This is a genomic window from Pseudomonas khorasanensis (assembly GCF_014268505.2).
Lineage (GTDB): Bacteria > Pseudomonadota > Gammaproteobacteria > Pseudomonadales > Pseudomonadaceae > Aquipseudomonas > Aquipseudomonas khorasanensis.
The window spans coordinates 372,042-394,261 of the sequence record NZ_JABWQP020000004.1; the positions used below are offsets into that span (position 1 = coordinate 372,042).

At 60.1% G+C, this 22,220-nt stretch carries 18 protein-coding genes; 6 read left to right on the forward strand and 12 right to left on the reverse strand.

What is annotated here, in order from left to right; all coding sequences use genetic code 11:
• The first annotated feature begins 198 nt into the window (after positions 1 to 198).
• The 3 genes from vimR (at position 199) to HU727_RS13150 (ending at position 3,685) form a co-directional block, all read left to right on the forward strand.
• On the forward strand, positions 199 to 1,128 hold the full coding sequence (gene vimR, locus HU727_RS13140; RefSeq protein WP_186531530.1) for a transcription regulator VimR: 930 nt from the start codon (positions 199 to 201) through the stop codon (positions 1,126 to 1,128).
• Positions 1,129 to 1,443: 315 nt separating this feature from the next.
• The gene (locus HU727_RS13145; protein ID WP_186531529.1) at positions 1,444 to 2,178 is read left to right on the forward strand and encodes an ArsR/SmtB family transcription factor; all 735 of its coding nucleotides are present in this window, start codon (positions 1,444 to 1,446) and stop codon (positions 2,176 to 2,178) included.
• A gap of 127 nt (positions 2,179 to 2,305) precedes the next feature.
• Positions 2,306 to 3,685, forward strand: coding sequence for an MFS transporter (locus HU727_RS13150; RefSeq protein ID WP_186531527.1), 1,380 nt, complete (start codon positions 2,306 to 2,308; stop codon positions 3,683 to 3,685).
• 108 nt (positions 3,686 to 3,793) lie between these two features.
• On the opposite strand, the gene HU727_RS13155 is transcribed toward HU727_RS13150, so the two are convergent.
• The 3 genes from HU727_RS13155 to HU727_RS13165 form a co-directional block, all read right to left on the reverse strand.
• Positions 3,794 to 4,747 carry an adenosine deaminase gene (locus HU727_RS13155; RefSeq protein WP_065615564.1) on the reverse strand — a complete coding sequence of 318 codons (954 nt, stop codon included), beginning with the start codon at positions 4,745 to 4,747 and terminating at the stop codon, positions 3,794 to 3,796.
• A gap of 80 nt (positions 4,748 to 4,827) precedes the next feature.
• On the reverse strand, positions 4,828 to 5,793 hold the full coding sequence (locus HU727_RS13160; RefSeq protein WP_186531525.1) for a 2-oxoglutarate and iron-dependent oxygenase domain-containing protein: 966 nt from the start codon (positions 5,791 to 5,793) through the stop codon (positions 4,828 to 4,830).
• A gap of 143 nt (positions 5,794 to 5,936) precedes the next feature.
• Entirely contained in the window at positions 5,937 to 7,010 is a 1,074-nt protein-coding gene (locus HU727_RS13165) for a BMP family ABC transporter substrate-binding protein (protein WP_186531523.1), read from the reverse strand.
• Between the two features lie 283 nt (positions 7,011 to 7,293).
• On the opposite strand from HU727_RS13165, the gene HU727_RS13170 reads away from it, so the two are divergent.
• Positions 7,294 to 8,385, forward strand: a complete 1,092-nt coding sequence (locus HU727_RS13170) for a calcium:cation antiporter (RefSeq protein ID WP_186531521.1) — start codon at positions 7,294 to 7,296, stop codon at positions 8,383 to 8,385.
• Positions 8,386 to 8,505: 120 nt separating this feature from the next.
• Here HU727_RS13170 and HU727_RS13175 read toward each other — a convergent pair whose 3' ends face one another.
• From HU727_RS13175 to HU727_RS13215, 9 genes are all read right to left on the reverse strand, one after another.
• On the reverse strand, positions 8,506 to 9,864 hold the full coding sequence (locus HU727_RS13175) for an 8-oxoguanine deaminase (RefSeq protein WP_186531519.1): 1,359 nt from the start codon (positions 9,862 to 9,864) through the stop codon (positions 8,506 to 8,508).
• 254 nt (positions 9,865 to 10,118) lie between these two features.
• Entirely contained in the window at positions 10,119 to 10,805 is a 687-nt protein-coding gene (locus tag HU727_RS13180; protein WP_186531517.1) for an SDR family oxidoreductase, read from the reverse strand.
• A gap of 266 nt (positions 10,806 to 11,071) precedes the next feature.
• Positions 11,072 to 11,998: an ABC transporter permease gene (locus HU727_RS13185; protein ID WP_186531515.1), complete on the reverse strand. Its 927-nt coding sequence runs from the start codon at positions 11,996 to 11,998 to the stop codon at positions 11,072 to 11,074.
• On the reverse strand, positions 11,998 to 13,104 hold the full coding sequence (locus HU727_RS13190; protein ID WP_186531513.1) for an ABC transporter permease: 1,107 nt from the start codon (positions 13,102 to 13,104) through the stop codon (positions 11,998 to 12,000). The genes HU727_RS13185 and HU727_RS13190 overlap by 1 nt, the downstream gene beginning before the upstream one ends.
• 13 nt (positions 13,105 to 13,117) lie before the next feature.
• Positions 13,118 to 14,665, reverse strand: coding sequence for an ABC transporter ATP-binding protein (locus HU727_RS13195; RefSeq protein ID WP_186531512.1), 1,548 nt, complete (start codon positions 14,663 to 14,665; stop codon positions 13,118 to 13,120).
• A gap of 560 nt (positions 14,666 to 15,225) precedes the next feature.
• Positions 15,226 to 15,807 carry an IMPACT family protein gene (locus HU727_RS13200; RefSeq protein WP_186531511.1) on the reverse strand — a complete coding sequence of 194 codons (582 nt, stop codon included), beginning with the start codon at positions 15,805 to 15,807 and terminating at the stop codon, positions 15,226 to 15,228.
• 8 nt (positions 15,808 to 15,815) lie between these two features.
• Complete coding sequence (locus tag HU727_RS13205; protein ID WP_186531510.1) at positions 15,816 to 16,466, reverse strand: TetR/AcrR family transcriptional regulator; 651 nt, start codon at positions 16,464 to 16,466, stop codon at positions 15,816 to 15,818.
• An 88-nt stretch (positions 16,467 to 16,554) separates the two neighbouring features.
• Positions 16,555 to 17,943 carry a uracil-xanthine permease family protein gene (locus HU727_RS13210; RefSeq protein WP_186531509.1) on the reverse strand — a complete coding sequence of 463 codons (1,389 nt, stop codon included), beginning with the start codon at positions 17,941 to 17,943 and terminating at the stop codon, positions 16,555 to 16,557.
• A gap of 128 nt (positions 17,944 to 18,071) precedes the next feature.
• Positions 18,072 to 18,992 carry a LysR family transcriptional regulator gene (locus tag HU727_RS13215; RefSeq protein WP_186531508.1) on the reverse strand — a complete coding sequence of 307 codons (921 nt, stop codon included), beginning with the start codon at positions 18,990 to 18,992 and terminating at the stop codon, positions 18,072 to 18,074.
• Positions 18,993 to 19,128: 136 nt separating this feature from the next.
• Here HU727_RS13215 and aptA point away from each other — a divergent pair, with 136 nt between their 5' ends.
• Both aptA and HU727_RS13225 read left to right on the forward strand, forming a co-directional pair.
• The gene (gene aptA, locus HU727_RS13220; RefSeq protein WP_186531507.1) at positions 19,129 to 20,478 is read left to right on the forward strand and encodes an omega-aminotransferase AptA; all 1,350 of its coding nucleotides are present in this window, start codon (positions 19,129 to 19,131) and stop codon (positions 20,476 to 20,478) included.
• Between the two features lie 144 nt (positions 20,479 to 20,622).
• Entirely contained in the window at positions 20,623 to 22,116 is a 1,494-nt protein-coding gene (locus tag HU727_RS13225) for a CoA-acylating methylmalonate-semialdehyde dehydrogenase (RefSeq protein WP_186531505.1), read from the forward strand.
• The last annotated feature ends 104 nt before the right edge of the window (positions 22,117 to 22,220 follow it).

A 22,220-nucleotide genomic window follows, 5' to 3' on the forward strand; every position in this document is an offset into this window, starting at 1 on the left:
TCGCGCCAAGGCGTTTGGAATCAAAGTGCTCGATGGCCTGGAAACGCAGGAAGTGCGCGCTGGCGGTGTGTGGACATGCACGAACTCCATAAAAACAGGGCTGATTCGATGGAACCCATCATTGGCTATTTCTCTGCGCGATAAAACCAGCTAAAAGAGCAGTCTCTTTCAATATTTTTTTGATAATCGGTGCCTGAAATGCTGCGTTTCGATGACTTGCAGTTGTTTGTCCGGGCGGCGGACCTGGGCAGTCTGTCGGCGGCGGCGCGGGTGATGGACATGTCTGCCGCCGTGGCCAGTGCGGCGTTGAAGCGCATTGAGCAGCAACTCGGCGCGCGTCTGCTGGCGCGTTCGACCCGCAGCCTGCGCCTGACCGCCGAGGGCGAAGGCTTTCTGGAATACGCTCGCGCCGCTTTGAGCCAGCTCGATGAAGGCCGACGTCTGCTCGCCAGCGGTCAGGATCAGGTCAGCGGGATTTTGCAGCTGTCGGCGCCCTCGGACTTCGGTCGCAACCTGCTGTTGCCGTGGCTCGACGCGTTTCAGCGCGAGCATCCGAAACTGACGGTGCGCCTGCTGCTGGGCGATCGCATTGCCGACCTGTTCCGGCAACCGGTGGACATCGCCTTGCGCTATGGCGAACCGGAAGATTCCAGCCTGATCGCCTTGCCCATCGCGCCGCAGAACCGCCGCGTGTTGTGCGCCTCGCCCGACTATCTGGCGCGGCAAGGCGAGCCTCGTCAGCTCGAGCAACTGGCCCAGCACAACTGCCTTTTGTACATGCTCGGCAGCCGGGTTCATGACCACTGGAGTTTTCATGACGGCAAACGTGAAGTCAGCCTGACCGTCAGCGGCGACCGTTTCAGCGACGACGCCGATGTCGTTCGGTTATGGGCACTGGCCGGCGCCGGAATCGCCTATAAATCCTGGCTCGACGTCGGCACCGATGTGCTGGCCGGGCGCCTGAAGGTGCTGATGCCAGAACTACTGTGCGAGCGCGCTCCGCTGAATCTGTTGTGCGCCCATCGCGCTCAATTGAGTAAGCCGGTAAACCTGCTGAGGGATATGCTCGCCAGCCGATGCGCTGAATTGGGTAGTCAATTTCCCGGTTTCCTGAAAGGTGATCATTAGTCGCGGGTAAATAGAGAAATTTCTGTCAGGAACAATCACCACCTTCGCAGGGCTAGGCGCAGGACGTCCGGCTTATCCCGCTTATACTAGCGCCCGCCTCATGCCTTCACGGATACCCGGCGCTCAGACGCCGTAATGCGTTGCCGGCTTTCGGTGACGGTTGCAACGTCTGCTGCCAGGTTCTATGCCGGAGCAGCTTGTATCGGTGGCTTGCCTTGCCCCGATTCAGGGCGATTTTCGCGTGTTGGCCGATGGCCGATTTACGGCCAAGATGTCTCCGAGCGGTAGACGATACGATTCAACAGGAGTGAACATATGGAACATGCACCTTGCATCAGCCAGATCGCTACATTGCTGGCCGACCCCAAGCGCAGCGCGATGATGTGGGCGTTGATGGATGGTTCGGCCCGGCAAGCCGAAGAGTTGGCGCTATTGGCCGGGCTTTCGCCGTCGTCGGCCAGTGCTCATCTGGGGCGGCTGTCCGCGGGTGGTTTGTTGAATGTCGAAATTCGTGGCCGTAAACGTTTCTTTCGTCTGGCGGCACCGGAAGTCGGCGCCGCGATCGAGGCTCTGGCCAGTGCCACCATTGCCAGTGCGCCACTGCAAGTTCCGGCGGCGCTAAAACGCACCACGCCCTTGGTCAGGCCGCAGGCCGCGCCGTCTTCGCTGCTGCGCGCACGGTTCTGCAACGATCACCTGGGCGGAACACTGGCGGCCGACCTGTATCAACGCCTGCTTGATGCCGGCTGGATCGAACAGCTTGAGCAGCGCGTCGTGGTCACGCACAAGGGCTCCACGCAACTGGCCCGGCGCGGCGTGTTCATTCAGGCTTTGGCGCACCGTAACGTGGAGGTCGCCTGCGCCTGCCCGGACTGGAGCGAGCGACGTCCGCACATGGGCGGCTCACTGGGTGCGGCACTGCTGCAACTGTTCATGCAGTCCGGCTGGCTGACGTTGCCCAACGATTCGCGGGCCTTGCAGTTGACGGCCACCGGCCAGCGCGAAATCCATCGCTTTGCCAAGGAAACCGAGCTGGAAACAGCGTTCTAGAGCGCTGCTCTGCGATGGACTGAAGGGCAACGTCGTCTACGACTGTGAGCAGGTCGCATCCAGTACGACCTCTGAATGACCATCACGCACACTCGATCCGGGGATTTTTCGGATGGGGAAGCACAACATGAACACTCAACGCTTTAGTGCGGCAGAACGCCTGGAAAGGCTGCCGATCAGTGGCTATCACCGCGTCATTTTCATCATCATCGCCCTGGCGTTTTTCTTCGATTCCATGGATCTGGCGATGATGACTTTCCTGCTCGGTTCGATCAAAGCCGAGTTCGGCCTGAGCAGTGCGCAGGCCGGGCTGCTCGCCAGCTCAAGCTTCTTCGGCATGGTGCTGGGGGCGTCGTTGTCGGGCATGCTCGCCGACCGGTTCGGGCGCAAACCGGTGTTTCAATGGAGCATTGTGCTATGGGGCGTGGCCAGTTACCTGTGTTCGACGGCGCAAACGGTGGAAACACTGACACTGTTCCGCATCCTGCTGGGAATCGGCATGGGCATGGAGTTTCCCATCGCGCAATCGATGCTGTCCGAGCTGATTCCGGCGCAACGGCGCGGGCGTTACATCGCCCTGATGGACGGCTTCTGGCCGCTGGGTTTTGTCGCGGCAGGCGTGCTGTCGTATTTCCTGCTGCCGCTGATTGGCTGGCGCGACATCTTTCTGGTGTTGGCGGTGCCGGCGGTATTCGTGCTGGCGATCCGCTTTTTCATTCCTGAATCACCGCGTTGGCTGGAACAGGCCGGGCGCGACGACGCGGCGGACACAGTATTGAACGGCATCGAAGCGCGTGTACGTGCTTCGCTGGGCGGTGCAGCGCTGCCGGAACCTATTCGTTTGCCACGCACCGTAACGCCGCCAGGCCATTTCTTTTCAGCGCTCAAGCAGATCTGGTCGCCGCAGTTTCGCCAGCGCACGACGATGATCTGGAGCCTGTGGTTCTTCGCACTTCTGGGTTTTTACGGGCTGACCTCATGGCTGAGCGCGCTGTTGCAGCAGTCGGGCTTCGCCGTGACGCAGTCGGTGTATTACACGGTGCTGATCTCGCTCGGCGGGATTCCGGGATTCCTCATGGCCGCGTGGCTGGTCGAGCGTTGGGGGCGAAAACCCGTGTGCATCGTGACGTTGCTTGGCGGCGGGGTTATGGCATTTCTGTATGGGCAAAGCGCGGTGTTCGGTGGCAACGTGGCGCTGTTGATCGGCACCGGCTTGTTGATGCAGTTCTTTCTGTTCGGCATGTGGGCGGTGCTCTACACCTACACGCCGGAGCTGTATCCGACTTCGGCGCGGGCAACCGGCTCGGGCTTTGCCTCGGCCATCGGCCGCGTCGGCTCGTTGCTCGGGCCATTGGTGACCGGATTGGTGTTCCCGATAACCGGGCAGGGCGGAGTGTTCGCGCTGGGCGCGGCGTGCTTTGCGATTGCGGCGGGGGTGGTGTGGCTGTTCGGGATGGAGACGCGGGGGAAAACGCTGGAGGAGCTTACTGAGTCGACACCGATGTAAGGTGAGAGCGAGCCTGCTCGCGAAAGCGGTTTCTCATTCAACGAAGTGTTGCCTGATACACCCTCTTCGCGAGCAGGCTCGCTCCCACATTTGATCATGCGGTGAGGCTTATGGTTTTACCAAGCGCGCATCCAGGCTGTTCTGCGCCAAGCGTCGGGCCTGATCCTGGGTCATGCCCAAATGTTCGTGCAGTGCATGGAAGTTCTCGGTCACGTAACCGCCGAAATACGCCGGGTCGTCGGAATTCACCGTGACCTTCACGCCGCGCTCGAGCATGTCCAGGATGTTGTGCTGCGACATGTGATCGAACACGCAAAGCTTGGTGTTCGACAGCGGGCAAACGGTCAGCGGGATCTGCTCGTCGATGATCCGCTGCATCAGGCGCTCGTCTTCAATGGCGCGCACGCCATGGTCGATGCGCTGGATTTTCAACAGATCGATGGCTTCCCAGATGTACTCCGGCGGGCCTTCTTCGCCGGCGTGAGCGACGGTCAGGAAACCCTCGTCACGGGCACGGTCGAAGACGCGCTTGAACTTGCTCGGTGGATGGCCCATTTCGGAACTGTCCAGACCGACCGCCACAAACGCGTCGCGGAACGGCAATGCCTGATCAAGGGTTTTCTGTGCTTCATCTTCGCTCAGATGACGCAGGAAGCTGAGGATCAAACCGCTGCTGATGCCCAGTTGCGTCTCGCCATCCTTGAGTGCCGCTGCGATGCCGTTGAGCACCACTTCGAACGGGATGCCGCGATCGGTGTGGGTCTGCGGGTCGAAGAACGGTTCGGTGTGGATCACGTTCTGTGCCTTGCAGCGCAGCAGGTAAGCCCAGGTCAGGTCGTAGAAATCCTGCGAGGTGCGCAAGACGTCGGCGCCCTGGTAATACAAGTCGAGAAACTCCTGCAGGTTGTTGAAGGCGTAAGCCTTGCGCAGGGTCTCGACGTCACTCCACGGCAGGGCGATCTTGTTGCGTTCGGCCAGGGCGAACAGCAGTTCAGGCTCCAGCGAACCTTCCAGATGCAGGTGCAGTTCGGCTTTGGGCAGGGCGTTGAGCCAGTCGTACATAGTCTTTTCTCATCAGGTGCAATGCCGGCATTCTACAGAGGCTGATCGCAACAATTGGCAAAACCTGATCAAGCGATCCATCAAACCGGTTCTTGCTCGCGTCGATAGGCGTAAGTGTCGGCGAAGCGTGACAGCAGGAATTCAGCACAAGTGGTCGTCGGATATTTCGCCGGATGCATCGGGTCCCGACAACCGGGCAGGCATTCGATAAGCGTGTCCGGGTGCGGTTCGGCGAAGAACGGCATCGAATAGCGGTCGATACCGAGCGGGCTGATCACCCGATGCGGTGTGGAGCGATAACGATCATTGCTCCAGCGCGCCATCATGTCGCCAAGGTTGACCACGAAGGTGCCGTCAATGGGTGGCGCGTCGATCCATTCACCGCTGACGTTCCTTACCTGCAGACCGCCAGCGCTGTCCTGATAGAGCAGGGTGATACAGCCGTAATCGGTGTGCGCACCGGCGCCTTGCTGTTCGACGGAACTGGCGGCGTGACGCGGCGGGTAATGAATCAGGCGCAACACGCTGACGGGCTCGACAAAGCGTGTGTCGAAAAAATCGCGTTCGATGCCCAGTGCAATCGTCATCGCCCGCAGCAGCGTTTGTGCCAGCGCCTGCATGTCGAGGTAATGCTGCTCCATCAGGGCTTCCCACCCGGGCTGTATCGGGTGGCGATTCGGCCCGCGCAATGGTTTGCCCGCCAGCACCTCGGGGTGTTCGGCCGGCAGATGCAGGCCCATATCGAAGGTCTCTTTCAGGTCGCTGGGTTTGTCCGGGTCGAGTTGCTCGGTGGCAATCGCACCGTAGCCGCGGTGGTGGCGCGTCTGTGTGATGTCGATCCTGAGTTTTTCCGCAGCCGGTAGGGCGAAAAATCGTCTGGCCTGATCAAGCAGCGCATCGATACGTTGCGCAGAAACAGGATGGCCCTTGATATAGAAAAAGCCCCACTCGCGACAGGCCTGGTCGATCTGTTCGGCGACGGCGGGCCAGGCGGTTTCGTCGTTGTTGTAGAGCGGGCTGATGTCGATGACGGGAAGCTGATTCATACACAATCCTTGAATTCCCTAAAGATCCAACTGTGGGAGCGAGCCTGCTCGCGAAAGCGGTGTATCAGACAACTTAGCGGTGACTGACCCAACGCCTTCGCGAGCAGGCTCGCTCCCACAGGGTTTTGTGTGATGCGACGGGATTACTTAGGCATCTCAGCCTTCATGCCCTCGACGTAATAATTCATCGAGGCCAGTTCCGCGTTGGTTGCGCTCGCGCCTGCCGGTATTTTTTCCACACCGGCCTGATCCTTGATCGGCCCGGTAAACGTCTGCAGTGCACCGCTCTTGATGTCCGCAATCAGTTGCTCGGCTTCTGCTTTTATCGGTGCCGGCACCAGTTCGCTGATCGGCAGTTGCACCGTGCCTTCCTTCAGCCCGCCCCAGTAATCCTGCGACTTCCAGGTGTGGTCGATCACGCCCTGTGTCGCCTGAATGTAGTGCGGCGCCCAGTCATTGACGATCGATGTCAGTACGGCTTTCGGCCCGAAATGCGCCATGTCGGACGCGTAACCCACGGCATACACACCGCGACGTTCGGCAGCCTGGATCGGCGCCGGGCTGTCGGTGTGCTGGAACACCACGTCAACGCCCTGATCGATCAACGCGTTGGCGGCATCGGCTTCCTTGCCCGGGTCGAACCAGGAATTGACCCATACCACTTTGATCTCGGTGCCGGGGTTGTACTTGTTCAGGGCAAGTTGGATGGCGTTGATGTCGCGGATGACTTCAGGGATCGGAAACGAGGCGACGTAGCCGATCTTCTTGCTCTTGGTCATCTTCGCCGCGAGGAAGCCGCCCACGTAGCGACCCTCGTAGGTCCGCGCCAGATAGGTGCCCAGGTTCTTGTCCTGCTTGTAGCCGGTGGCGTGTTCGAAGGTCACCTTGGGAAATTGTTTGGCGACTTTCAGCGTAGGGTTCATGTAGCCGAAGGACGTGGTGAAGATCAGGTCGTACTTGTCCTTGGCCATGTTGCGGATCACCCGTTCGGCGTCTGCGCCTTCGGCGACGTTTTCGACATGGCGGGTGGTGATCTGCTCACCGAATTTTTCCGCCAGCGCCTTGCGCCCCTGTTCATGCTGATACGTCCAGCCATGGTCGCCGATCGGGCCGATGTAGACGAAACCGACTTTCAGCGGGTCGGCAGCGCTGGCGCTCAGGCTGACTCCCAGACCGATGGTGGCATACAGCAGTTTGTGCAGCGGGCGTATTGGCATGAACGCGAACTCCTTTTGTTGTGTGTGCTCAGGGCCAATGCAAATTGCTGACCAACAGGACAACAAACAATCCGGAACCGCAGCGCGGCCTTCGCGAGCAGGCTCGCTCCCACATGAAATACGGTTACCTGTGGGAGCGAGCCTGCTCGCGAAGAGGCCGGCAAGGCCAATAAAGTGCATGGCTGAAATCAACTGCCATCGCTTGGTGCGCCAAGATGTAACGAAACGTTAGCGCCGCCTGGCAGTCAGTAGCTTCATCAGCTCTTTTCGGCAAAGGCCCGCCATGTTCTCGATTCTCAAACAAGAAAGCTTTCTGCTGCTGGCAGTTCTGGCCGCGTGCTTCGCTTACCCACTGGAGCACTGGCTGCTGCACAGCGGACAGATCGTTGCGTTAATCGGCGGTCTGGTGCTGATCGCGTTCATCGTCGCCGCCTCGATGCGCGTTGCCCATCACGCCGAACTGCTCGCCGAAAAGGTCGGCGATCCTTACGGCACGATGATCCTCACGCTGTCCGCGGTGCTGGTCGAGGTGGTGATCCTGGCGATCATGATGAGCAACGAAGCCTCGGCCACGCTGGTGCGCGACACGATTTACTCTGCGGTCATGCTCGATATCAATGGCATCCTCGGCCTCGCCGCGCTGATGGGCGGGATCAAACACGGCGAACAGTCTTACAACGACAATTCGGCGCGCAGCTACAGCGTGATGATTCTTACCGCAATGGGCGTGTCGATGGTGGTCCCCGAATTCATTCCCGAGGCTAACTGGAAGTTGTATTCGGCGTTCACCATCGGCGCGATGGTGGTGCTGTATGCGCTGTTCCTGCGCATGCAGGTCGGTCCGCACAGTTACTTCTTCAGCTACAGCTACCCGGACAAACGGCGCAAGAAAGAACCGGTGGAACAGGAGCCGAAACCGGTCAGCCTGGCGCTGTCGATCGGCATTCTGGTGTCGGGGGTGGTGATCATCGGCGCGCTGGCCGAGGTCATGTCCAAGACCCTCGATCTGGGTCTGGAAGGCACGGGCGCGCCGCCGGTGATCACAGCGATTCTGGTCGCGGCGATTTCGGCAGCGCCGGAGATTTTGACGGCGTTGCGGGCGGCATTGGCCAACCGCATGCAATCGGTGGTCAATATTGCGATGGGGGCGTCACTGTCGACGGTGATCCTGACTGTGCCGGTGATGGAAGCGATGGCGCTGTACACCGGCCAGCCCTTCCAGATGGCGATGACGCCGGTGCAGACAGTGATGATCTTCATCACCTTGATCGTCAGCGCCATCAACCTCAATGACGGCGAGACCAATGCGATCGAGGGCATGACTCACTTTGTGCTGTTTGCAACCTTCATCATGCTGTCCTTGCTGGGCCTATAGGGACGCTGAAAAACCTGTGGGAGCGGGCTTGCCCGCGATTGCGGTATGTCAGAAACCATATATGTACCTGACACACCCCCATCGCGGGCAAGCCCGCTCCCACAGGGATTAATGATCGGATCAGGTACCGGCGACCAACTGCCGAGCCGCCTGGCTGTGATCGGCGATCAGACCTTTCAGGTCCAACCCTTCAACCTGGCCATCAACCACACGCCACTTGCCGCCAATCATCACTCGGTCAGCGCGATCGGCACCGCACAACAGCAACGCGGAAATCGGGTCATGGCTGCCGGAAAAACGCAGCTCATCGAGTTTGAACAACGCCAGATCCGCCTGCTTGCCTACAGCGATTTCGCCGATGTCGGTACGTCCCAGCAGGCTCGCCGAGCCCTTGGTGGCCCAACCCAGTACGCGCTCCGGGGTGATCTTTTCGGCGCCATAACGCAGGCGCTGGATGTACAGCGCCTGACGTGCTTCGAGGATCATGTTCGAGGCATCGTTGGAGGCCGAACCGTCAACACCGAGACCGAACAACGCACCGGCGTCGGTGAGGTCGATGCTCGGGCAGATGCCCGACGCCAGACGCATGTTCGAGCTCGGGCAATGGCAGATGCCCGTCCCGGCCTGGCCGAGGCGGGTGATTTCGTCGGGGTTGAAATGAATGCCGTGCGCCAGCCAAGTGCGCGGGCCGAGCCAGCCGACGCTGTCCAGGTAATCGACGGTGCGCAGGCCGAAACGCTGCAGGCAGAAATCTTCTTCATCGAGGGTTTCGGCCAGATGCGTGTGCAAACGCACGTCGAGCTTGTTGGCCAGTTCGGCGCTGGCCGACATGATTTCAGGCGTCACCGAAAACGGCGAGCACGGCGCCAGGGCAATCTGGATTTGCGCGCCGTCGCCACGCTCGTGGTATTCGTGAATCAGCCGCTGACTGTCGTCCAGAATCACCTGACCTTCTTGCACCGTTTGTTGCGGTGGCAACCCGCCGTCCTTCTCGCCGAGGCTCATTGAACCGCGAGTGAGCATGGCGCGCATGCCCAGTTCGCGGACGCTTTCGACCTGCACGTCGATGGCGTTTTCCAGACCGTCCGGGAACAGATAGTGATGGTCGGCGGCAGTGGTGCAGCCCGAGAGCAGCAATTCGGCCAACGCTACTTTGCTTGCGAGGGCAAGTTTTTCAGGTGTCAGACGTGCCCATACCGGGTAGAGGGTTTTCAGCCACGGAAACAGCGGCTGATTGACCACCGGCGCCCAGGCGCGTGTCAGGGTTTGATAGAAATGATGGTGGGTGTTGATCAGGCCCGGCAGGATCACATGTTCGCGGGCGTCGAACACTTCCCTGCACGGCGCCGAAGGCTGTTGGCCGGCAGCGAGCACTTCGACGATCACACCGTCTTGCAGCACCAGACCGCCACGGGCGTCGAGCGCGTTGGCCGTGAAAATGGCGAGGGGGTTTTTTAACCAGGTACGGGTCGCAGGCATTGTGGCCGGCTCCTCTGAAAGTTGGGTTCAGGGTTGCCAGCTCAGTGTTGCCCTGTCTGCTGATCCAGGGTCGCCGCGAAGGACGAGGCGCGCAGTTTCAAGCAAATCGCAGCGCCGGGCAAGCGCCACCCGACCGGACACCGTTCATCCCTGTGGGAGCTGGCTTGCCAGCGATTGCGTCGAATCAGCCACCTTATGTGGTGACTGGAACTCCGTCATCGCGGGCAAGCCCGGCTCCCACAGGATTTGTGTGCTTACCAGGGAATCGTTTCACCCTTGTAATTGACGAAGTGATGCCCGCCCTTGCCGGAAAACGCGTTCACCTGGTCGATCAGCCCGCGGGTGCTGGTTTCCACATCGATATCGGCGCCTTCACCGCCCATGTCCGTTTTTACCCAGCCCGGATGCAGCGACAACACGGTCAGTTTCTGCTCACCCAATTGCGTGACAAAGCTGTTGGTCATCGAATTGAGTGCCGCCTTGCTCGCCTTGTACAGCGCCAGTTCCGGCGCGTCCGGCATGGTCACGCTGCCAAGCACCGAACTCATGAACGCCAGCACGCCGCTGCCGTCGCGGATCTGCCCGACGAAACGTTGCGCCAGATTGATCGGCGCGACCGCGTTGGTGAAAAACAGCTTGCCGACTTCAGCCAGCGTAGCGCCACCCGGCGTCTGTACGTCCGGGCCTTTGACGCCTGCATTGACGAACAGCAGATCGAAGGTTTCGCCCTTTAGCTGCTGACTCAGCGCGATGACCGCTTGCTGGTCATCCATATCGAGCTTTTCGACGCGCACGTTGCCGAGCGCTTGCAGGGCCTCGGCGTTTTGCGGATTGCGCACGGTCGCGGTCACTTGCCAGCCGTCGGCCAGCAGGGTTTTCACCAGACCGAGGCCCAAACCACGGGAGGCGCCGATGATCAGCGCGTTTTTTGCCTGAGACATGATGGGTTTCCTTGAAAGTCAGCGTTCAGGATTCAATGGACACGCCTGACCGAGACGGAGTTGCAACGTCCGGCGCAAAAGAGGCAGCGACCGGAGCATACCCCAGCCCTTGCCGTGCTTGCTTCCTGAAACTCTCAAGATTGTTTGATGTGGTTCAGTGTTGCCTGTGCGGACGCTTTCGCGAGCAAGCTCCCACAGGGGAACTGAGTGAACTTGGTCAACTGTGGGAGCGAGCTTGCTGACGAAGAGGCCAGTGAATTCACCTCTTAATGTCCAGATTGCCAAGGCTGCCCCAACGACACTGGGGCATACAATCGTGTACGCACGGCATCGCGCGACAACAACACCAGCACCACAATCGTCGCGACATACGGCAGCATCGCCAGCAGGCTCGAAGGAATCGCCAGGCCCAGACCTTGCGCCACCAGGTGCAGGATGCTGGCGAGGCCAAACAGATACGCCCCCAGCAGCAATCGCCACACACGCCAACTGGCAAACACCACCAGCGCCAAGGCGATCCAGCCCCGTCCGGCGGTCATGTTCTCTGCCCACATCGGCGTGTACGCCAGCGACAGGTACGCCCCGGCCAATCCGGCCATTGCCCCGCCAAACAATACCGCCAGTGTTCGTACGGTCAGTACCGGCAAGCCCATCGCACTGGCCGCGTCCGGGTTCTCGCCGACCGCTTGAATGATCAAACCGACGCGACTTTTGACGATCACCCACGCCACCAGCGCGAACAGCACGAACGACAGGTACACGAGTAAATCCTGAGCAAACAGCATTCGGCCGATCAATGGAATGTCACTCAAAAAGGGAATCACCAGCGGCTCGAAACCCGCCAGCGGTTTGCCCACCCAGGCGGCACCGACGAAGGTCGACAGGCCCACGCCAAAAATGGTCAGGGCCAGTCCGGTGGCCACTTGATTGGCGTTGAACACCAACGCGACCAAGGCAAACAAAGCCGACAGCAGCATCCCCGCGAGCATCGCCAGCAACACGCCCAGCCACAGGTTGCCGCTGTTGAGGGCGACGATAAAACCGATCACCGCGCCAAACAACATCATGCCTTCCTGGCCGAGATTGAGGACGCCACTCTTTTCGCAAACCAGTTCACCCAGCGCCACCAGCAACAGCGGCGTGCCGCAGCGGACCATGGCGTAGAAAATATTGCTCAACAGATCGATATCCATCACAGCGCTCCGGCAGTTACGGCAGGGGTTGAGGCGCGCCGTGTCCAGCGCTGTTTCAGGCGTGGCCGATAGAGAATCAGCACGTCACAGGCGAGCAGGAAAAACAGCATCATCCCCTGGAATAACTGGGTAATCGCCTGCGGCAGATTGAGCGACAACTGCGCGCTCTCGCCACCGATGTACAGCAGCGCCATCAACAGGCTGGAAAACAGAATGCCTATCGGATTCAAGCGTCCGAGAAACGCCACCGTGATCGCCGCGTAGCCATAGCCCGGTGACACCTGCGGAACCAGTTGGCCGATCGGCCCGGTCACTTCGCAGACCCCGGCCAGCCCCGCCAACCCGCCGCTGACCAACAGCGCGAGCCAGATCAGGCGCTTCTCGCGAAAGCCGACAAACCCCGCCGCACGCTTGTCCAGGCCCAGCACTTTGATCTGGAAACCGATAAAGCTTTTCTGCAACAACACCCACACCGCGACCAGCGCGAGCAGGGCGAAATACACCCCGGCGTGCACACGGCCATCCTCCAGCAGCAGTGGCAGCCGACTGGCGTCGCCGAACATCGCCGACTCGGGAAAGTTGAAACCGGCCGGATCCTTCAACGGCCCGTGCACGCAGAACAGCAGCAGGTTCAGCGCCACGTAATTGAGCATGATGCTGGTGAGGATTTCGTTGGCGTTGAAACGCGTGCGCAACCACGCCGTCAGTCCGGCCCACGCGGCGCCCGCCAGCGTGCCGGTCAACAGAATCAACACCAGCGCCCAGCGGCTTTGCATACCGATAATGTTCACCGCCAAGGCGCTGCCGGCCAGCGCGCCCAACAGCAGTTGGCCTTCAGCGCCGATGTTCCATATCCGCGCCTGATAGGCCACGGCCAGACCGAGCGCGCAGAGCAGAATTGGCAGCGCTTTGACGAGTAATTCAGAGACCCCATACAGATCGCTGACGGGCGCGATCAACAGCGTGTGCAAGGTGTTCAGCGGATCGTGGCCCAGGGCAATGAACAGCAGCGAGCCGCACCCGAGGGTCAACGCCGCCGCCAATAAAGGTGAACACCAGAGCATCAGGCGCGATGGCTGGCCACGGGATTCGAGAGAAAGCAGCATGAGGGAAACTCCGTTAAACCGTGGCGGCGCAAGGTGAGTGATCGAACTGGCCGGCCATCCACGCGCCGACATCGCTCAGTTGCGTATCGCCGGTGTCGTGCAGTGCCGCCAGCCGTCCGTTGCACAGCGCGCCGAGGCGGTCGCTGATCTGGAACAACTCATCCAGGTCTTCAGACATCACCAGAATCGCCGCGCCCGCATCGCGCAGAGCGATCAAGGCCCGGTGGATGGTCGCGGCGGCGCCGACATCGACACCCCATGTCGGGTGCGCGGCGATCAGCAGTTTGGGTTGCTGGAGGATTTCCCGGCCGAGAATGAATTTCTGCAAATTGCCGCCGGACAGGCTGCGGGCGGCTGTTTGTGTGTCCGGGGTTTTCACGCCGAAGCGCTGGATGATCTGTCGGGCGAGGGCTTCGACTTTGCCACGTTCAATCAAACCGTGACTGACCAGCCCCTGTTGGAAAGCGGTGAGCAGAGCGTTGTCGGCGAGACTCAACTCCGGCACCGCGCCGTGGCCGAGACGCTCGGCCGGGACGAACGCCAGGCCCAGTTTGCGTCTTGCATCCGGGCGTAAATTCGCAACGTGTTGCTCAGCGAATCGTATCGTCGCCGCTTGTTCGCGCGGCAGCGTCCGCTCGCCGCTGAGCAGGGCGAGCAACTCATCCTGCCCGTTGCCCGCGACCCCGGCGATGCCGACGATTTCACCGCTGCGCACCTGCACATTGATGTCGTGCAGCGAGCAGCCAAACGGGTCCGGGTTGTGCCAGCACAAGCCCTTCACCCGCAAAAAAGCCGCGCCACCGCTGACCTTCGGATACTCGCCAATCAATGCCGCCGCTTCGCCGACCATCAACTGCGCCAGTTGTTGATCCGAGCATTCGGCGGGCACGCAATGCCCGGCAACCCGGCCGCCGCGCAGCACCGTGGCGCTGTGGCACAAGGCGCGCACTTCACCAAGCTTGTGGCTGATAAACAGGATGCTGCAACCCTCGTCGGCGAGACGCCGCAGCGTGATGAACAACTCGTTGGCCTCTTGCGGCGTCAGCACCGAGGTCGGCTCGTCGAGTATCAGCAGGCGAATGTCCTGCATCAGGCAACGAATGATTTCCACCCGTTGCCGCTCGCCGATCGACAGGCTGTGGACAAGTCGTTCGGGTTCCAGCGCCATGCCATAGCGCTGCGACACTTCACGAATCTTCGGCTCCAGTTGCTTCGGCGTGCCGGCCGCCGCGCCCATCGCCAGCGCGATGTTCTGCGCCACGCTGAGGGTTTCAAACAACGAGAAATGCTGGAACACCATGCCGATGCCCAATTGCCTCGCCTGCGCCGGATTGCGGATATTCACCCGCTGGCCCTGCCAGAGCAGTTCGCCAGCCTCGGCCTGAATGACACCGTAGATGATTTTCATCAGCGTGCTTTTACCCGCACCGTTCTCACCGAGCAGCGCGTGGATTTCTCCCGGCGCGATGCTCAAGTCGATGGCGTCGTTGGCGAGGCAACCGGGGTAGCGCTTGCTGATCTGGTGCAGCTGCAGGCGCGGCGGGGAAGGAGCGATGGACATGACAGGCTCGACTGACTTGGAGTTGTGCCTGTGGATAAAGCAATTTCCTGGCCATCGAGTCAGGAACGCGCGCCAGCCATGCCCGCTAACGTGGATTGCAGAGCGACAGCGCCTGGCTCATTCCACAATCGAGCACCAGTTCAGCGCAAAGCTGCTGATCAGGCTCCAGTTTCGTTCACCCCCAATTGGTTAAAAAACGAGCAATCGCGCGCGGCCTAGATGGATCCAGCCACTGAGCCGGTCATAAACGGGTTATCCACAGGTTATTCCACAGTAACTGTGCGCAAGCGGTGGCGCCGGGCATAAGCACTGCTGTGCTTTCTTCTAAAGGTGATAACCGCGGCTAAGTGTCTGTTTTTCCGTCGGATTCGTATTTCGTCGGATCAATTGAACGAAAAATGATCAAATCTCGCTAAGCCGCATGACAGAAGGGTTACAGCGGTATGTACTCAGGTTATCCACAGTCGGGTGCACAGCGGATGTGGGCAACTCCCGGTAATAAGAAACGCGCGTGATGCCCTAAAAGATCGCAGCCTTCGGACGATCTTTTGATCCTGAGTTTAACGCTGCAATAAAATCCGCCCACGGCTCAAATCCGCCAACTGACTCTGCAGTACTTCAATCTGCGCTTCCCCCACCGCCAATTTCAACTCAACCCCATTGGCAGTGAAGTTTTCCTCCGTCACCAATCCACCGAGATCCGCCACGCGCAACTTCACCAACGCCAATTCGGCGAATCCACAAGCGCAGCTCAGCGGCACGCGGCTGATCAGCTCGATTTTTTCCGCCGCTTGCAGGCACTTGTTCGCACCGCCGCCATACGCCCGGGCCAGACCGCCGGTGCCCAGTTGAATGCCGCCGTACCAGCGGATCACCAGCACCGCGACCTGATCGCAGTCCTGCGCTTCGATCGCCGCCAGAATGGGGCGCCCGGCTGTACCGCCCGGCTCGCCGTCGTCACTGCTGCGATATTGCGCGCCGAACTTCCACGCCCAGCAATTGTGCGTGGCATTCAAATCGCTGTGCTGCTCGAAAAATGCCTGGGCGTCGGCGGGGCTGCCGATCGGCGTCGCCAGGGTGATAAAGCGGCTTTTGCGAATCTCTTCGCGGTACTCGCAAAAACCGCTGAGGGTGAAAGGCATAAAACGTCTTATAGAGAAGGAGTGAGGCCGCAGCCTTTGAGGATGATGCGGATCAGGTTGTTGCCAGCGTCTTCGATGTCCTGTTTGGTCAGCTTGCTGCGCCCGGTCACGCGGCAGATCTGCGTGGCGAAGTCGGCATAGTGCTGGGTGCTGCCCCACAGCAGGAAGATCAGGTGCACCGGATCGATCGGGTCCATTTTGCCTGCATCAATCCACGCCTGAAACACCGCCGCCCGGCCGGTGAACCAGGCGCGATAATCCTGGTTGAAGTATTCGCTCAGGCATTCGCCGCCGCTGATCACTTCCATTGCGAAGATCCGCGAGGCCTGTGGCTGGCGCCGGGAGAATTCCATCTTCGCGCGGATGTAGCGGGTCAGCGCCTCGGCCGGATCATCCTCGGCGGTAAGAGTGTTGAAGGTGCTGTCCCACAACTCAATGATGTTGCTCAGCACCGCCACGTACAAACCGAGTTTGTTGGTGAAATAGTAATGCAGGTTCGCCTTGGGCAACCCAGCCTTCTGGGCGATGGTGTTCATGCTGGTGCCTTTGTACCCGTGACGGGCAAACTCGTCTTCGGCGGCTTTGAGGATGGTCTCTTCGTTCTTCTGACGAATTCGGCTGGCGGGTTTGCCGCCATGGGCTGGGACTTCAAAGGTCATAGGCACTTCCGGGATTGTCTGTGGGTGCAACCAGTTGCGTTGATAGCGCACCCACAGTCATCCGACAAGACCTTGCGCGATAAAACCGTTACGCCTGTTCGATCTTGTTCAGTGGCGCAGGGCTCTGAGTCGTTGCGGTTTTGCCTTCCGGCAACAGCAGGCAAAGCATGACCGCCGTCAGGCCGCCGCTGGTGATCGCCGAGTCGAACAGGTTCTGCACCAGTGTCGGCATCAGATGCAGCAGGTTCGGTTGCGCAGCAATACCCAGGCCGACGCCGAAGGAGGTGGCGATGATCAGCATGCTGCGTCGGTCCAGCGGCGACTGCGCGAGAATGCGTATGCCGGCCGCAGCCACGGCCCCGAACATCACCAATGTCGCGCCTCCGAGCACCGGTTTGGGGATCTGCTGCAGCACGGCGCCGATCATGGGAAACAGGCCCAGACAAAACAGGATCGCGCCGATGTACAGCCCGACGTAGCGGCTGGCCACGCCGGTCAACTGGATCACTCCGTTGTTCTGCGCAAACGTGGTGTTGGGGAACGCACTGAATGTGGCGGCAATCATGCAACTGACGCCGTCGCCCAGCACACCGCCGCGCAAACGGCTTATATAAGAAGGGCCGCTGATGGGCTGGCGGGCGAGCATGCAATTGGCGGTGAGGTCGCCGACGGTTTCGATGGTGCTGATCAGATAAATCAGCGCGACTGGCAGGAAAGCCGTCCAGTCGAAGCTGAAACCGAACTTGAAAGGTGTGGGAAGACTCACCAGCGGTAAATCAGGCAATGGCTGCGGCACCCATTTTCCGCTGAACCAGGCAGCCAGGCTTCCCAGCAGCAGACCGACGATTATCGCCGACAGTCGCACCCACGGCGTGTTCGAGCGGTTGAGCAAAATGATGGTCAGCAGCACAAACACACCCAGCGCCAGATTGCCCGGCGCACCGAAGTCCGGGGCATTGAAGCCACCGCCAAGATCCGTAATGCCGACCTTGATCAGGCTAACGCCAATCAGGGTAATGACGATCCCGGTCACCAGCGGCGTGACCACTCTGCGCAACTGACCGATGAAACGGCTGAGGACGATCTGCACGAGCGCGCCGAAAAAGCACACGCCGAAAATCATCGCCAGAATGTCCTCCGGGCTGCCGCCGCGCTGCTTGACCAGAAACCCGGCCGACAGCACGGCGCCCAGAAAGGCGAAACTGGTGCCTTGCAGGCAGATCATCCCCGCGCCGATGCCGAACGGCCGTCTGGCCTGAATAAAAGTGCCGACGCCCGAGACCATCAGCGCCATGCTGATCAGGTAGGGCAGATGCGCGGTCAGTCCGAGCGCCGAACCGATGACGAGCGGCGGGGTGATGATGCCGACGAAGCTGGCGAGCACGTGTTGTAGCGCGGCAAGAATGGCGGCGACCGGTTTCGGGCGGTCGTTAAGGCCGTAGATCAGTTCACTGGGCGACTCGGAATCTGGCTGCATGGATTTGGCTTCTTGTTCAAGGATCAAGTTGATCCTGCTCTGCAAAAACCTGTCCAGTTGCTCAGCTTTCTGATGAAAACCGCTCTCTTGTAGGCGCTGCGGCACGCTGCGATTTTTTGATTTTGTCGTCAACGCGTCGCCGCGAGACTCTCCAGGAAGCTTTCCAGCACCAAATGGGGGCGCCGGCCCTTGCGCGTGACCGATGCCAGACTCAAGTCATAAAAACGCCTCCCGGCTTTGAGAGCCCGCAAGCGCCCCTGCTGCACCCAGAGACTGGCGTAGTGATCCGGCAGGTAACCGATGTAACGTCCGGTCAGAATCAGGAACGCCATGCCTTCACGGTCGGACGCGCTGGCCGTGCAGTTGAGTGCCTGGTAATGCGCCTGAATGTCTGCAGGCAAACGAAAGGTTGGCGCAATGGCGTCCTGACTGTCCAGGCGTTGGTCATCGAGCTGTTCGTCGTCAACATAAAAAAGCGGATGGCCCACGGCGCAATACAACAATGACCGTTCGCTGTACAACGGCTGGTATTCCAACCCGGACAGCGCGGTGGCCTGGGGCACCACGCCGACGTGCAGCCGGCCATCGAGCACGCCTTGTTCGACTTCGTTCGGCGCAATCATGCGAATCTGGATCTGCACATCCGGCCCGCGTTCCTTCAATTGGGCGAGGGCATGGGTGATGCGCATGTGGGGCAGGGTGACGAGGTTATCGGTCAGGCCGATGATCAGTTCGCCCCTCAGGTGTTGGTGCAAACCGTTGACCTCGGTTCGGAAACTTTCCAGCGCACTTAATAACTGCAGCGCCGATTGGTAGACCTCGCGACCTTCTTCAGTCAGCGAAAAGCCGGCCCGGCCGCGCTGACACAAGCGCAAGCCAAGGCGTTGTTCCAGATCGCTCATCTGCTGGCTGATCGCCGAGCGCCCGATACCGAGCACGGTTTCCGCTGCGGAGAAGCCGCCACACTCGACGACGCTGCGAAAAATCCGCAGCAGGCGGATATCAAAGTCACTGACCTGGGCCAGCGGATCGGCGCGGCGGCTGCTCATTTTTTATTCTCTTTGTTTAGCGCGAATCTAACTGAAGGTTAGAAGAGTTGAATTTCACCGACTTTATCGCCGTGGCAATTTAGCTGCAACAACGCTTTCTATCTCCCTGACGCTTATGCCCTGCGAGGTTTTGCCAATGAACATGCCTGAAAACGCGCCGTCGCCTCTTGCCAGTAAACTGAAGCTGGATGCGCACTGGATGCCGTACACCGCCAACCGCAACTTTCAGCGCGATCCGCGTCTGATCGTCGGGGCCGAAGGCAGCTGGTTGTTCGATGACAAGGGCCGCAAGATCTATGACTCGTTGTCCGGCCTGTGGACCTGCGGCGCCGGGCACACTCGCAAGGAAATTCAGGAAGCGGTTTCGAAACAGCTGGGCACGCTGGATTACTCGCCGGGCTTTCAGTACGGCCATCCGCTGTCGTTCCAGCTCGCTGAAAAAATCACCGAGCTGACGCCGGGCAATCTGAACCACGTGTTCTTTACCGACTCCGGTTCCGAGTGCGCCGATACCGCGGTGAAAATGGTGCGTGCCTACTGGCGTCTGAAAGGTCAGGCGACCAAGACCAAGATGATCGGCCGCGCCCGTGGTTATCACGGCGTGAACATCGCCGGCACCAGCCTTGGCGGGGTCAACGGCAACCGCAAGCTGTTCGGTCAGGCGATGATGGACGTCGATCATTTGCCGCACACATTGTTGGCGAGCAACGCCTTTTCCCGTGGCATGCCGGAGCAGGGCGGTGTCGCCTTGGCCGAAGAGCTGCTGAAGTTGATCGAGCTGCACGACGCTTCCAACATTGCGGCAGTGTTCGTTGAACCGATGGCCGGGTCTGCCGGTGTACTGGTTCCGCCTCAGGGTTACCTCAAGCGTCTGCGCGAGATCTGTGATCAGCACAACATCCTGCTGGTATTTGACGAAGTGATCACCGGGTTCGGCCGCACCGGATCGATGTTCGGCGCCGACAGCTTCGGCGTGACCCCGGATCTGATGTGCATCGCCAAGCAAGTCACCAACGGCGCCATCCCTATGGGCGCGGTGATTGCCAGTTCCGAGATCTACCAGACCTTCATGAATCAGCCGACGCCGGAATATGCGGTGGAATTCCCCCACGGCTACACCTATTCGGCGCACCCGGTGGCCTGTGCTGCAGGCCTGGCAGCACTCGACCTGCTGCAAAAGGAAAATCTGGTGCAGAGCGTCGCTGAAGTCGCGCCACACTTTGAAAACGCGCTGCACGGCCTGAAAGGTTCGAAGAACGTTATCGACATTCGCAACTATGGCCTGGCCGGTGCGATTCAGATTGCCGGTCGTGACGGCGACGCCATCGTGCGTCCGTTCGAAGCGGGCATGACGCTGTGGAAAGCCGGTTTCTACGTGCGCTTCGGCGGCGACACCCTGCAGTTCGGCCCAACCTTCAACAGCAAGCCGCAGGACCTTGATCGTCTGTTCGACGCGGTCGGCGAAGTGCTGAACAAGCTCGACTGATTTCACGCAGAACCTGTGGGAGCCGAGCTTGCTCGCGAAGGCATTCTAAAGAGCGCCAAAGATAACCGGCTCCCAAACAAAGCTACCTATATATAGAAGGCGCCTTTCAACCGGGGCCGCTGAACATAAATTCAGGAGTGTTCGATGAGCGTTATTCCGCATTTGATCAATGGCGAACTGGTGACCGAGAACGGTCGCGCAGTGGATGTGTTCAACCCGTCTACCGGCCAGGCGATCCACAAACTGCCATTGGCCAGCCAGGCGACCATCCAGAAAGCCATCGATGCCGCCAAGGCTGCGTTCCCGGCCTGGCGCAATACGCCACCGGCCAAACGCGCCCAGGTGATGTTCCGCTTCAAGCAATTGCTGGAACAGAACGAAGCGCGCATCTCGCAACTGATCAGCGAAGAGCACGGCAAGACCCTGGAAGATGCCGCCGGCGAGCTGAAGCGTGGTATCGAGAACGTCGAGTTCGCTTGCGCCGCCCCGGAAATCCTTAAAGGCGAGTACAGCCGCAACGTCGGCCCGAATATTGATGCCTGGTCTGACTTCCAGCCGTTGGGGATCGTTGCCGGTATCACTCCGTTCAACTTCCCGGCGATGGTGCCGCTGTGGATGTACCCGCTGGCGATCGTCTGTGGCAACTGCTTCATCCTCAAGCCGTCCGAGCGCGATCCAAGCTCCACGCTGCTGATTGCTCAATTGCTGTTGGAAGCCGGTTTGCCAAAAGGCGTAATGAGCGTTGTCCACGGGGACAAGACAGCGGTGGACGCGCTGATCGAAGCACCTGAAATCAAAGCGCTGAGCTTCGTGGGTTCAACGCCGATTGCCGAATACATTTACGCCGAAGGCACCAAGCGCGGCAAACGCGTCCAGGCACTGGGCGGCGCGAAGAACCACGCGGTGCTGATGCCGGATGCCGATCTGGACAACGCAGTGAGCGCACTGATGGGCGCGGCGTATGGTTCCTGCGGCGAGCGCTGCATGGCGATTTCGGTCGCGGTCTGTGTCGGCGATCAGGTCGCGGATGCACTGGTGGCGAAACTGGTCCCACAGATCAAGGCGCTGAAGATCGGTGCCGGTACTTCGTGCGGTCTGGACATGGGGCCTCTGGTCACCGGTCAGGCGCGCGACAAGGTCAGCGGTTATGTGGATGACGGAGTCGCCGCGGGCGCGAAGTTGGTTGTCGACGGTCGCGGTCTGAGCGTGGCCGGACATGAAGAGGGTTTCTTCCTCGGTGGCTGCCTGTTCGATCACGTCACCCCAGAGATGCGCATCTATAAAGAAGAGATCTTCGGTCCGGTGCTGTGCGTAGTACGGGTGAACAGCCTGGAAGAGGCGATGCAACTGATCAACGATCACGAGTATGGCAACGGCACCTGCATTTTCACCCGTGATGGTGAAGCCGCGCGTCTGTTCTGCGATGAGATCGAAGTCGGCATGGTCGGCATCAACGTGCCGCTGCCAGTGCCGGTGGCATATCACAGCTTCGGCGGCTGGAAACGTTCGCTGTTCGGCGACCTGCATGCATACGGCCCGGATGGCGTGCGCTTCTACACTCGTCGCAAAGCGATCACGCAGCGCTGGCCGCAACGCGCGAGCCATGAAGCTTCGCAGTTCGCGTTCCCAAGCTTGTAAGCTCGCCGTATGAACAGGCCGACCTCTATAGGTCGGCCTTCGTGTTTTCGGGGTTTTTTGACCTATATGACAGAAATGTGAAAATAGGGGTTGACGGCGAATTC

What these genes read in the sequence shown, in the direction of transcription:
- vimR (WP_186531530.1), top strand. Translation starts at nt 199, where the DNA reads ATGCTGCGTTTCGATGACTTGCAGTTGTTTGTCCGGGCGGCGGACCTG.
- HU727_RS13145 (WP_186531529.1), top strand. Translation starts at nt 1,444, where the DNA reads ATGGAACATGCACCTTGCATCAGCCAGATCGCTACATTGCTGGCCGAC.
- HU727_RS13150 (WP_186531527.1), top strand. Translation starts at nt 2,306, where the DNA reads ATGAACACTCAACGCTTTAGTGCGGCAGAACGCCTGGAAAGGCTGCCG.
- HU727_RS13155 (WP_065615564.1), bottom strand. Translation starts at nt 4,747, where the DNA reads ATGTACGACTGGCTCAACGCCCTGCCCAAAGCCGAACTGCACCTGCAT.
- HU727_RS13160 (WP_186531525.1), bottom strand. Translation starts at nt 5,793, where the DNA reads ATGAATCAGCTTCCCGTCATCGACATCAGCCCGCTCTACAACAACGAC.
- HU727_RS13165 (WP_186531523.1), bottom strand. Translation starts at nt 7,010, where the DNA reads ATGCCAATACGCCCGCTGCACAAACTGCTGTATGCCACCATCGGTCTG.
- HU727_RS13170 (WP_186531521.1), top strand. Translation starts at nt 7,294, where the DNA reads ATGTTCTCGATTCTCAAACAAGAAAGCTTTCTGCTGCTGGCAGTTCTG.
- HU727_RS13175 (WP_186531519.1), bottom strand. Translation starts at nt 9,864, where the DNA reads ATGCCTGCGACCCGTACCTGGTTAAAAAACCCCCTCGCCATTTTCACG.
- HU727_RS13180 (WP_186531517.1), bottom strand. Translation starts at nt 10,805, where the DNA reads ATGTCTCAGGCAAAAAACGCGCTGATCATCGGCGCCTCCCGTGGTTTG.
- HU727_RS13185 (WP_186531515.1), bottom strand. Translation starts at nt 11,998, where the DNA reads ATGGATATCGATCTGTTGAGCAATATTTTCTACGCCATGGTCCGCTGC.
- HU727_RS13190 (WP_186531513.1), bottom strand. Translation starts at nt 13,104, where the DNA reads ATGCTGCTTTCTCTCGAATCCCGTGGCCAGCCATCGCGCCTGATGCTC.
- HU727_RS13195 (WP_186531512.1), bottom strand. Translation starts at nt 14,665, where the DNA reads ATGTCCATCGCTCCTTCCCCGCCGCGCCTGCAGCTGCACCAGATCAGC.
- HU727_RS13200 (WP_186531511.1), bottom strand. Translation starts at nt 15,807, where the DNA reads ATGCCTTTCACCCTCAGCGGTTTTTGCGAGTACCGCGAAGAGATTCGC.
- HU727_RS13205 (WP_186531510.1), bottom strand. Translation starts at nt 16,466, where the DNA reads ATGACCTTTGAAGTCCCAGCCCATGGCGGCAAACCCGCCAGCCGAATT.
- HU727_RS13210 (WP_186531509.1), bottom strand. Translation starts at nt 17,943, where the DNA reads ATGCAGCCAGATTCCGAGTCGCCCAGTGAACTGATCTACGGCCTTAAC.
- HU727_RS13215 (WP_186531508.1), bottom strand. Translation starts at nt 18,992, where the DNA reads ATGAGCAGCCGCCGCGCCGATCCGCTGGCCCAGGTCAGTGACTTTGAT.
- aptA (WP_186531507.1), top strand. Translation starts at nt 19,129, where the DNA reads ATGAACATGCCTGAAAACGCGCCGTCGCCTCTTGCCAGTAAACTGAAG.
- HU727_RS13225 (WP_186531505.1), top strand. Translation starts at nt 20,623, where the DNA reads ATGAGCGTTATTCCGCATTTGATCAATGGCGAACTGGTGACCGAGAAC.